Source organism: Bradyrhizobium sp. LA2.1 (assembly GCF_040547725.1).
Lineage (GTDB): Bacteria > Pseudomonadota > Alphaproteobacteria > Rhizobiales > Xanthobacteraceae > Bradyrhizobium > Bradyrhizobium barranii.
Map to the genome: position 1 here is coordinate 339,032 of NZ_JBEPQI010000009.1, position 10,311 is coordinate 349,342.

The following is a 10,311-nucleotide window of genomic DNA, read 5'->3' on the forward strand; positions in this document are numbered from 1 at the left end:
CCGTCCCTTCGTTTGCGCCTCGCCGCCCAAGGTGTATTACCTTCCATATCCATACAGTTTCGCCGGATTGTACTGGATTGTCGCTGGTCTCGCCACCGGCGACAGCCGATGATCGTGACCCAAAAAGCGAGACGGACATGCAATCTGCAGGCAGTGGCTGGGGCAACGGGCTTCTCGGCGTCATCATCTTCAGCGGCTCCTTGCCGGCGACGCGCGTGGCGGTCGGTGGTTTCTCCGCGCTGTTCCTGACGTCCGCCCGCGCGGTCATCGCGGCCCTGATTGGCGTGGCCGTGCTCTTCCTGCTCCGCCAGGCGCGGCCGCAGCGGAAGGATCTCGTCTCGCTCACCATCGTCTCCATCGGCGTCGTAGTCGGCTTCCCCCTGCTGACGGCGCTCGCACTCCAGCACATCACCTCCGCGCATTCGATCGTCTTCATCGGGCTCTTGCCGCTGTCGACGGCGATCTTCGCGGTGCTGCGCGGCGGCGAGCGGCCGCAGCCGCTGTTCTGGCTGTTCGCTGTCCTCGGCAGCGCCACGGTCGCGGGCTTTGCCCTGTCGAACGACGGCTCGGCGTCGCTCACCGGCGATCTCCTGATGGTCGCGGCCATCGTGCTGTGCGGGCTCGGCTATGCCGAAGGCGCCGCGCTGTCGCGCCGCCTCGGCGGCTGGCAGGTGATCTCCTGGGCGCTGCTGCTCGCGCTGCCGCTGATGGTGCCGGTCGCGATCGTGACATGGCCGTCGACGTGGAGCGGCGTCGGTGTGCCCGCCTGGATCGGGCTCGCCTACGTCTCGGTCTTCAGCATGTTCGTCGGCTTCATCTTCTGGTACCGGGGCCTTGCGGTCGGCGGCATTGCCCGGGTCGGGCAGTTGCAGCAGCTCCAGCCGTTCTTCGGCCTCGCGCTCGCCGGCTTCCTGCTGCACGAGCCGGTCGCATGGAGCATGATCGCCGCGACCGCACTCGTGGTCGTCTGCGTCTTCTTCGCGCGGCGATATGCCTGAGGCGGTGATCGCAGTTCCCGACCAGGGTCTGAAGTTGATGACCTTGATCGAACGCGCTTCCATCTGGTCATTGGCTCGCGACCACACCTTGGCGCGGTCGTTATGCGACTGCTAACGTTGATCTAGATCAACGTCTGTACTTGCACGCAGTGCCGCACTGGATGGGAGAGTTATCTCCCCGGTGCATCGCGTGCCCTGTTTCGCGATCACAGTGACAGCATCCGCCTGGCTGGTCTGCTCGTTTCGCTGATGGGACGGTGATCGGCATCCTCACGCGACTGACAGAAATCCGCAGAAAGCAAGGGAAGGAGCACGTCATGCGACACGGAACCAAATTTTGGCTAGCCGGCGCCGTTATTGCCTGCGCAGCCATGGGCTCGGTGCAGTGGTCGGAGGAGGATGGTCTTTCATTCTCGGTTCAGAGCGCACAGGCCCGCGTAGGGCGACCAGCGACCCCAGTGAGTGTCGCCGGCGTCGCGCGGCGAACGACGCGCCGCGCCGTAGTCGGTGGAGCGGCCGTAGGCGCCGCTGTCGCGGCACCAACGTGCGCCCGTGTGCTGGTCAATGGCGCCTGGGTTTGCCGCTAGGAGAGCGATCTTTCATGGGGAGGTGATCGCCGCGACCGCGCTCGTGGTCGTGTGCGTCTTCTTCGCGCGGCGGTTCGCGTGAAGCCTGTGCCTCACGCCTGCCCCATCACCGTCCGCGTCAGTGCGCTCCGGGCGAATTTCTTCAGCGGCATCGGCTTGCCGAACAGGAAGCCCTGCACGAGGTCGAAGCCGAGCTCGTTGGCGGCGACGAGGTCGGCGCGGCTCTCGACGCCTTCGGCCACAGTGCGCGCGCCGTAGCCGTGGGCGAGCTCGACGATGTGACGGCACACCGTGCGCTTCAGCCGATCGCTGCCGCTGCCGGTGACGAAGTGCCGGTCGGCCTTCAGCTTGATGAAGGGAATCTTGTCCAGATCCATCAGTGACGGCCAGTTGGCGCCGAGATTGTCGATCGACAGGCCGATATTGTGCAGGCGCACCTCGCGCGCGACCTCGACGAGGAATTCGAGATCGCGGATCGCCTCCTCGCTGTCGATCTCGATTGTCAGCCCGCCGAAGGCCGGATGCGTCGGCATGCGGCGGCAGAGATCGCGCACCGCCAGCGGCTCCTTCAGATATGACGTCGGCAGGTTGATCGAGAGATCGACCGGGCTCTGCTGCTCCAGGAGATAGTGCCAGTCCTGCAAGGCGCGCTCGATCACGAACTCCGAGAGCTCGCGCAAATGCGGATCGTGCTCTTCGGGGATGAAGTAGGCGGGCGGCACCACGCCCCAGGTCGGATGCCGCATCCGCACCAGCGCCTCGGCGCCGCTGCGGACCAAGGTGCGCGCGTCGATCTTGGGCTGGTACCAGAGCTCGAGCCAGCCGGCATGAAGGGCCTCGCCGACATACACGGCCGGGCTCGGCGCCGGCTCGTCCGGCAGCAGCATCGCGACGCGCTCGCGCAGCGTCTCGGCGGCAAAGGGCGTGGTCAGTGGCGGCAGCATCGCGAGGCCGTATTCCTCGCCGACCTGCTGCACGGCCCTGACGATGATGGACTCGCGGGCGCCGACGGCGAGAACCTTGCCGTCGAAGGCCTCGCGCACCAGCGTCTCCAGAAACGTGCCGGGCTCGATGCCGTCGGCGGCGATGCCGAGCAGGATCAGGTCCGGCAACTCGCGGGTCAGCACGGTCTGCAGCTCGTCCGCGCTGGCGCATTCGCTGGTGACGAAGCCAAGATCCTCCAGCACCTCGGCGAGGAATGCGCGCAGATGGCGCTTGCCGTCGGCGACGCATGCGCGCGGCGTTACCTTTCGCCGTCCGAAGGTTTTGGGCCTCCGTCCGGCGAGCTCAACAAGTTCATCGTTCATCGCAAACCACTCCCGTTCCGCGACAGGTGTTAGCGATGGGAGCAGTTTCAAATATGGAGAGCTTCAGTCGATTGTTGAATTATCTGGGTAACGTTAAAGCCCGCATCACGTCTAAAATTGTCTGGATCTTCTTCCAGAAGTTTTTACGTCTGCCCGCGCGTCGCGCGCGGGCGTGCGGCAATCCCGCGCAATTTTTGCAAGACGCGGCTTGGCTGCGGACACGCGCGCTGTCCTGTAATCGGACGAGGTCGCGCGCACTTCGCCCAATTGAATAATGGACGCCTCAATTGCCTGTGGCCGTGGCGTGCCGGGTCATGCAGTACCAGCTCGCGACCGCGACTCAGGACGGGAAACGCCTTGTAGAATCCGTGCTTGTCGAGCTGCGCATTCAGCTCGTTTAACGCGCTACGAGCCGCTCGCGTTTCGCGCGGCGCTGGCGCGCGCGTGCAATGCCGCCATCGTCGATGTCCGCCGGTTCGATCTCATCGCAACCTCCTTCCCGTCGCTCTTGCGGTGCATCGCAGGATCGACACGATGGCAGCGATGGGAGAGTTCATTTTCACGCGATGCGCGCATGTTCCATGGTTTACGCGTGACAGTTCTGCGACAACGCGGCCGGCTGCGCCGGCGCAAATGTGAAGCACATCACATGTGTCTTGCTGCACCTGCGCTATTGCTGTGGGCAGCCGGTGGTGGGCTGTCGAGGATTACAGCAATGACGACGCGGCGATTGATGTATTGGTGGTTCAGATTCGTTCTGTCAGGGCGATTTACCGATCGCTTCCTGTGCCTGCCGCGGGCGGAGTAGCCGCGCCGCAATATCAGGTTTGCCCGATCAATTTGCGAAACGCCGCTGCGCCGTCCTGCACGGCGTCGCGTCCCTTCCAGGCCAGATAGGACAGCTTGCCGCCGAGCGTGTCGTGGCTGCGCAGCCGGCGCGAGCCGAGAATGTGGCCGACATTGGAGGGGAAACGGCTCACCTCGGCGGACACCAGCGCCGCGATCGCATCCATCAATTGCTGGAGCCGGATACCCCATTCGCAACCCTCGATGCCGTCGATGCGGACCTTGAGCGCATATTCGGTGTCGTAGATGTCGGCCAGCAGGTCGCGCGCGACCAGCACGCGGTTGTGCTTGAGCGCGACCCGCAGGGCGAGCCGCTTGTCGTCGAGCCGGTCGAGCACCATGGGAACGACGCAGGCATAGGGCGTGGCGGCGACGTCAGCCACGCTCTTGCTCGCGGCGGTCCTGGTGGCAAGGCGCACCAGCTCCCAGGACGTCTTCAGGCGCCTTGCCACCAGCGCCAGCGCAAAGGGCAGCGCGTCCGGGTGGGACTTCTTGAAGACATCGAGTCGCGCAGTGATCTGGGCAACCTGGCCGTCGTCGAATTTCGCGATCTTCTCAGGCAGCTTTTCGTTGAACTTCGGCAGCGCGTCGCCGGCGCGCAGCACCTGCTGCATTTTCCTCACGTCGTCGAAGGCGGTGCGCGAGGCCGTGTATTGCGTGAGCTTGGCGCGTGCGAACTCGGTGCTCTCCGCCGATGCGAGGGTGTTCTCGAGGACCTTGAGGACCTTGGTCTGGAAGATCGACGCGGTTTTCAGCACTTCCTTCGGGTTGTTGGCGGTGACCTGGTCGTTGATCGCCTTGATGTAGTCGCGCGCCATGGTCGGCAGCAGGTCGCGGCAGATCCACTCCCAGATGGGCGTGAGCGTGTTGCGTGAGATCCGCCCCGCATTGGCATGCTCGGGTGCGCCGTCGATCAGGAGCAGTTCGAGCGGCGCGAAGAAATAGCGCGAGGGACTGGTGGCGCGTGCCTGGGTCGATCCGTCCTTGCGGAACTCGGCGCGCAACTTCGCCTGGATGTCGGACGAGCCCGGCATGTCGATGCCGCACAGTTCGAGCCGCTCGAGCTCGCTGAGCAGACAGCTGCGCGAGAGCGGCGTCAGCCTCTGCAAGAACTCGGACAGCCGATCGATCTCGTTCATGGCACGCAATCTTCCGCAGCGTTTCCCGCAGGCCTACCGGCCTCATGCGTGGAGGCATTTGCGCGCTCTCAATCGTGACTAAGAGAAGCAAGTCATTGTTAATTTATCCGTAAAAACCGGGAGGCGCGGGCGCCCGCTGGGGAGCGTTGGTTAAGGAGGCATTTCGTCGTCTGCTCAAGTTTTGGGCGAAAACCTCAACCTACGCGTGGTCGATCGCGTGGGTACTCTAGCATAAATTGTGCCTGCGCCGGTATTTCAGCACAAAACTGCCAAAATTACCGTAGTCTTACGGAGCAAAAAGTTAACCACAGACCGGCCTCGGTTCCGCTAAACGAGTCACATGGGGTCACAGAACGATACGGCCACCGATTCGCGGCCGTCGGAATGGTTCGAAAGCAGCTCTGCTCCGACCGAAGAGCTCGATTTCGCCCGCCTGAACGCGGTCCGCGCCAAGGCCGCCGACGAGATGGCCAGCGCCATCGCCCGCGAGCTCAACGGCCCCCTGACCGCGCTCCTGCTCTACATGGGCGAGATCAAGCACCACAGCGACCAGCTCGCGCCGGTTACGGCCGATCGGGCCTATTTGCAGCGCGTGGTGGAGAATGCGCTGGCGCAGACCGAACGCGTTTGCGGCGTGGTCAAGCAGCTTGCCGGCCCTCATAGGGATGCCCTGCCGATCCAGTCCAGGACCGAGGGCGCCGAATTGAACGCCGCCCGCGCACAGCAAGCGCAGCGTGTGCCGAGCACCGAGTTGCTGGGCCTGTCGGGCCAGAAGCGGCTGACCAAGCGCGAACGCGAGGTGCTGAGGCTGATCAGCGAGGGCTACTCGAACAAGCAGGGCGCGCTGCGGATGCAGATCAGCCCGCGCACGTTCGAGAGCCATCGCGCCGAGGCGATGCGCAAGCTCGGCGCGCGCAACACCGCGGACCTCGTCCGTGCGGCGCTGCTGCATTCGATCGATTGAGGTTCTGTCCTGCGCCGCCAGGCGGGCGATCAAGCCTGAGAATGGCCTGGGGACCCGATGGGTTCAGAGATAATCCTCGGCGAAAGGGCGTACCCGCGACGGCGGCCGCAGCGACTTGGGCTCTTCCTTCGGCGTGCTCGGAATGATCGTGATGGTCCAGCGCGGCGGCATGCTCGATTCCTGCTCCAGCACCGAGCGAACGAAACCAGTCACCGTCGCCTCGCCAGCCTTCACCGTCGCCGTCCTGCCGTTGAACTGTGCGATGCGGAAGCGACGGACCTCTTTCTGATCCGCAGTCTCATAGGTGAACATGGAAACCCTCCTGGTTTCCGGCGACTATCGCCACCTATGATTAGCCATCTGTGAAAATCGCTAACCGTAGAAGTACGGCGGGCTTTGCACGCGCCTTTCTAACCCTGCGGCTCCTGTGCGCGCGCGGCGGCGTAGGCGGCATCCATCAGGTCGAGGAGACCGTGGAATTCGGCCTCGCCAAGCGTCTCCGCGGTCTGCTCCAGCCGCAGCGCCAGCGCCGCAAGCCTGACATAGCCGAACGTTCCGGCCGCGCTCTTCAGCGAATGCGCTTCGCGGGTGATCCTGGCGAGGTGCCGCGCGAGCGAGAGCGTGCGGAACAGCTGCAGGCGCGCGCAGGTCTCGCTCCAGAACACGTCACGGACTTCACAGGCCCCGTCCTCGCCGATCTCCCGCACCAGCGCTTCGTACGCACCCGGCTCGCGCGCGGGCGCAGCATCGAGCGCTTTTGGCATCGGCGCGGCGGTCACTTCAAACATGGCTTTGGCCTGTCCTGGTCACGGTTCGTCTGCCGCGCGGCCTGTACGGCGCGAGGCATGCCCCGTGTCTAGGGCATCCGAATTTCAGTTCCGGTAGCAGGACGATCCGTGTTTGCAGGCCGGCGTTAGCCGCCGGTTTACCAAGGCGCCGGTCAGCGCGGGCCGAGCAGCCGGTCGTACTGGGCCTTCACGGTGGCGTAGCATTCGCACGCCGTCTGGCGCAGGCCGTCCAGGTTGAGGATCTGGATGTGCCCGCGGCTGTAGTGGATGAAATTGGCGTGCTGCAACGTATTGGCGACCAGCGACACGCTGTTGCGGCGCGCCCCGATCATCTGCGCCATCGCCTCCTGGGTCAGCAGCAGCCGGTAATCGCCTGACAGGTCATGGGTGTGCAGCAGGCAACGCGACAGCCGCGATTCCACCGGATGGGCGGCGTTGCAGCCCGCGGTCTGCTGGACCTGTGCGTAGACGGCCAGCCCGTGACGGGTGAGCAGCGTCCGCAAGGTGCTGCTCTGGTCGGCCGCGTCGCGCAGCCGGTCGAGGTCCATCACGGAGGCGGCACCGGGGACCAGCACGATTGCCGTGTTCAGCGCGCAGGCATCGCCCATGGTCGAGAGCGTTCCGAGCAGGCTGTCGCGGCCGACCATGGCGACCTGCACATGCTCGCCCTTGGCGAGTTTCACCACCAGCGAGATGACGCCGCGGTGGGGGAAGTAGGCGCGCTTGAGCGTTTCGCCGGTCTCCACCAGGATCGCTTCGTGCGGCAGATCGATCATGCGCAAATGCGGGCGGATCAATTCGTAATCCTCCGCCGACAGTGCGGACAGGAAACCGTTGGATGGGCGCGCCATCGTTTCCAAGACTGCCTCCGTCTCATCAGCCCCCGAACTCGAAGCGAACGGGCTGCTCGCTGCACGGATAAGTTTGATCATGTTCTCGTCGGGATATATTGGCAATTGGGACAAGATGTCCGGTTGCGACGGCGCCTCTGCTGCACTGTGTGCACACCGGCATGCAGCAGGCCGGTTGCGCCGGGCTATCTTCACCGCGGGGCTCCCAGCAGGCGGGCGTGGCAGCCCTTCACCGCCGCATAGCAGTCGCAGGACCTCGTCTCCAATGCGCGCTCGTCGACGATCTCGATCTGGCCGCGGGTGTAGTGAATGATGCCGGCGCGCTGGAGCGCATTTGCGACGAGGGAAATCGCGTTGCGCCGTACGCCCATCATCTGCGCCAGCGTCTCCTGTGTCAGCGGAAGGAACTTGCTATCGGACAGGTCGCGGGCACGCAGGAGCCAGCGCGCCAGCCGCGCTTCGACCGGGTGCACCGTATTGCACAGCACCGATTGCTGCGCGTGCGCGAGCAGCGCCTGCTCGTGGCGGATCATCAGGCCGCGAAACTGCGCGCTTGCGGCCGCCACCGCCCGGAAGGCCGCGATTTCGAGCACGGACGCAGTCCCGGGGAAGAGCACGGCGGCATCCGTCGGAGCGATGCCGTCGGCAAGGGCGGCGCCGGCGCCGACGGCGCTGTCGCGGCCCAGCATCGCGACCTCGATCATCTGTCCCTCGGAGAGACCCACCGTGATCGAAACGGATCCGCCGTGCGGGAAGTAGACATGTCGCAGCCCGGCGCCTGCCTCGGCCAAGACAGATTCCCTGACCATTTCGACTGTCGCAAGATGGGGGCGCAGCAGATCGAAATCCGCCGCGCCGAGCATTTGCAGCAACTGGTTGGACGGGTGGCCGCTCGCGGTCATGCAGGTCAATCCGGCGCGTTCATTAGGACGATCGGCCGCCGCGCCCTGTGCGTCATCCAGTTGCACGACGACCAAAACATATTGTAAAGGTTGTGGGGCCGTCCATATACCCGTTGGGGGGCAGACAGGCTGCGGCATTTGCGGCGGAAATTGAGAAACGCACGCTGATTCGCGCGTTAATTAGGGGCGTCCGTCTTATGCGGGGCGGCAGGAAAAAGCGGCAAGGGGGCTGTCGTGAGCCGCTAGCATCGCATCCGCGCCGCCATCGGACGCCGACCGACACCTGCGGCTTCCCCATCAAGCGCGCATTTCCATCCATGCGGGACTGGTCTGCGCGGCTTCGCTACGCCGCGACTGCCGCACCTGCCCGTGATTTCCCGACAGGACCGGTGACGCTTCCGGCCATCAATGTTTCGACCCCAGCCAGAGGACGGCGTTCCCCACGGTTTGATTTTTGAATCGTCGAGACGGGAAGCTCAAGCGGGCCCGGCGGATCTGCACCATATTCTCGTTGTCGACGACGACCCGATGGTGTGCATGGCCATCGAGATCTATCTGCAGCGGAATCATTTCCGGGTGACGATGGCCGACGGAGGAGAAGCCGACCTCCGCGCTCTCGAGAACGAACAGGTCGATCTGATGATGATCGACATCTTCATGCCGCATATGCGGGGGTTCGAGTCGATTCGGATCTTCCACGAGCACGCGCCGGCCATTCCGCTGATTGCGATGTCCGGCTACGCGTTCGCAAATTTGAACGCGCCCGCGCCCGACTTCCTCCGGATGGCGCTGGAGCTCGGCGCTGCGCGTTGCCTTCGCAAGCCGTTTACACCGGATGCGTTACTCGCTGCCATCAAGGATTGTCTCGCGGAGCATCGTGCTGTCTCCGCAATTGGGTTAGCGCGGCAGCAATCGCGGCGGCCGCGAAATAAGCGTTCGTTTACCGCAAGCGCAGCTGTTGCGCATTGAGCAGGCGAGCAGCGGGCGGCGGTGTGAGCGATTCTGATTGCGCGTGATTTGATTCAATTCGCGCGGCCCGTGCATATCGTCCTTCGCGAGCAGGATTTTTCGCATACGTCGCAGTGTTGTTATCGGAGCGTTTACCTATCGCGTCTGTCGCGTGAGATGCGGCGCCGCTTTTGCCGAAAGACGCTATTGCAGGTCTCGAAGCGCAAACTTGTCTTCAATATCCGTATTAGCACGGAGGCTGAAATTAACGGGACCGTGAAAGGGGTTGTCTAACGATCCAGGCGCGGACCTCCGCCGAACTCCAGGTGCGGCCCAGGCGTCGAAGTCCCGCTCAGTAAGGCGTAGCTCATGGATGATCTGTTGCGGGAGTTTTTGACGGAGACCAGCGAGAGCCTGGACACCGTCGACAATCAGTTGGTGAAGTTCGAGCAGGAGCCGAACAACGCCAAGATCCTGGATAACATCTTCCGCCTGGTCCACACCATCAAGGGCACGTGCGGCTTCCTCGGTCTGCCGCGGCTCGAAGCGCTGGCGCATGCCGGCGAGACGCTGATGAGCAAATTCCGTGACGGCATGCCGGTGACGGCCGGCGCCGTGACGGTGATCCTGTCCTCGATCGACCGCATCAAGGAGATCCTCGCCGGCCTCGAGGCGACCGAAGCCGAGCCCGAGGGCACCGACCGCGATCTCATCGATAAGCTCGAGGCGATGGTCGAGCAGGGCATGGCGGCAATGGCCGCAGGTGCTGTTGCTCCTGTCGCCGAATCTCCGCCACTGGCGCCTGAAGCCCCTGTTGCTGCTGCGCCTGCGCCCGCAAAGGAGATGACGCAGGGCTCGCTGATCGATCAGACCCTGGAGCGCCCGTTGCGTCCGGGCGAAGTCTCGCTCGACGAGCTCGAGCGCGCCTTCCGCGAGACCGCGATCGAAGCGCCGGCCCCCGTCGTCAAGGCCGAGCCCGCG

General features: G+C 64.4%; 10 protein-coding genes. 4 read left to right on the forward strand and 6 right to left on the reverse strand.

Annotated elements, in window-relative coordinates:
- The first annotated feature begins 137 nt into the window (after positions 1–137).
- Entirely contained in the window at positions 138–998 is an 861-nt protein-coding gene (locus tag ABIB95_RS20510) for a DMT family transporter (RefSeq protein ID WP_354241524.1), read from the forward strand.
- 679 nt (positions 999–1,677) lie between these two features.
- On the opposite strand, the gene ABIB95_RS20515 is transcribed toward ABIB95_RS20510, so the two are convergent.
- Entirely contained in the window at positions 1,678–2,892 is a 1,215-nt protein-coding gene (locus ABIB95_RS20515) for an EAL domain-containing response regulator (protein ID WP_354241526.1), read from the reverse strand.
- 821 nt (positions 2,893–3,713) lie between these two features.
- Entirely contained in the window at positions 3,714–4,877 is a 1,164-nt protein-coding gene (locus tag ABIB95_RS20520; protein ID WP_247342798.1) for a hypothetical protein, read from the reverse strand.
- Positions 4,878–5,217: 340 nt separating this feature from the next.
- On the opposite strand from ABIB95_RS20520, the gene ABIB95_RS20525 reads away from it, so the two are divergent.
- Entirely contained in the window at positions 5,218–5,841 is a 624-nt protein-coding gene (locus tag ABIB95_RS20525; protein WP_063980458.1) for a helix-turn-helix domain-containing protein, read from the forward strand.
- A 63-nt stretch (positions 5,842–5,904) separates the two neighbouring features.
- Here the strand turns inward: ABIB95_RS20525 and ABIB95_RS20530 are convergent, their stop codons facing one another.
- From ABIB95_RS20530 to ABIB95_RS20545, 4 genes are all read right to left on the reverse strand, one after another.
- Positions 5,905–6,153 (reverse strand): hypothetical protein, encoded by a 249-nt coding sequence (locus ABIB95_RS20530; protein ID WP_071908604.1) that lies wholly within the window; start codon positions 6,151–6,153, stop codon positions 5,905–5,907.
- 98 nt (positions 6,154–6,251) lie between these two features.
- Entirely contained in the window at positions 6,252–6,629 is a 378-nt protein-coding gene (locus ABIB95_RS20535) for an Hpt domain-containing protein (RefSeq protein ID WP_063980460.1), read from the reverse strand.
- Positions 6,630–6,781: 152 nt separating this feature from the next.
- Positions 6,782–7,480: a Crp/Fnr family transcriptional regulator gene (locus tag ABIB95_RS20540; RefSeq protein WP_038943206.1), complete on the reverse strand. Its 699-nt coding sequence runs from the start codon at positions 7,478–7,480 to the stop codon at positions 6,782–6,784.
- Positions 7,481–7,671: 191 nt separating this feature from the next.
- The gene (locus tag ABIB95_RS20545) at positions 7,672–8,382 is read right to left on the reverse strand and encodes a Crp/Fnr family transcriptional regulator (protein ID WP_208083982.1); all 711 of its coding nucleotides are present in this window, start codon (positions 8,380–8,382) and stop codon (positions 7,672–7,674) included.
- 495 nt (positions 8,383–8,877) lie between these two features.
- Here ABIB95_RS20545 and ABIB95_RS20550 point away from each other — a divergent pair, with 495 nt between their 5' ends.
- Both ABIB95_RS20550 and ABIB95_RS20555 read left to right on the forward strand, forming a co-directional pair.
- Complete coding sequence (locus tag ABIB95_RS20550; RefSeq protein ID WP_247342801.1) at positions 8,878–9,351, forward strand: response regulator; 474 nt, start codon at positions 8,878–8,880, stop codon at positions 9,349–9,351.
- A gap of 348 nt (positions 9,352–9,699) precedes the next feature.
- On the forward strand, positions 9,700–10,311 hold a 612-nt coding region (locus tag ABIB95_RS20555), incomplete at its 3' end, for an Hpt domain-containing protein (protein WP_354241529.1).

Coding starts and splice junctions, on each gene's coding strand:
- ABIB95_RS20510 (WP_354241524.1), top strand. CDS start 138: ATGCAATCTGCAGGCAGTGGCTGGGGCAACGGGCTTCTCGGCGTCATC.
- ABIB95_RS20515 (WP_354241526.1), bottom strand. CDS start 2,892: ATGAACGATGAACTTGTTGAGCTCGCCGGACGGAGGCCCAAAACCTTC.
- ABIB95_RS20520 (WP_247342798.1), bottom strand. CDS start 4,877: ATGAACGAGATCGATCGGCTGTCCGAGTTCTTGCAGAGGCTGACGCCG.
- ABIB95_RS20525 (WP_063980458.1), top strand. CDS start 5,218: ATGGGGTCACAGAACGATACGGCCACCGATTCGCGGCCGTCGGAATGG.
- ABIB95_RS20530 (WP_071908604.1), bottom strand. CDS start 6,153: ATGTTCACCTATGAGACTGCGGATCAGAAAGAGGTCCGTCGCTTCCGC.
- ABIB95_RS20535 (WP_063980460.1), bottom strand. CDS start 6,629: ATGTTTGAAGTGACCGCCGCGCCGATGCCAAAAGCGCTCGATGCTGCG.
- ABIB95_RS20540 (WP_038943206.1), bottom strand. CDS start 7,480: ATGGCGCGCCCATCCAACGGTTTCCTGTCCGCACTGTCGGCGGAGGAT.
- ABIB95_RS20545 (WP_208083982.1), bottom strand. CDS start 8,382: ATGACCGCGAGCGGCCACCCGTCCAACCAGTTGCTGCAAATGCTCGGC.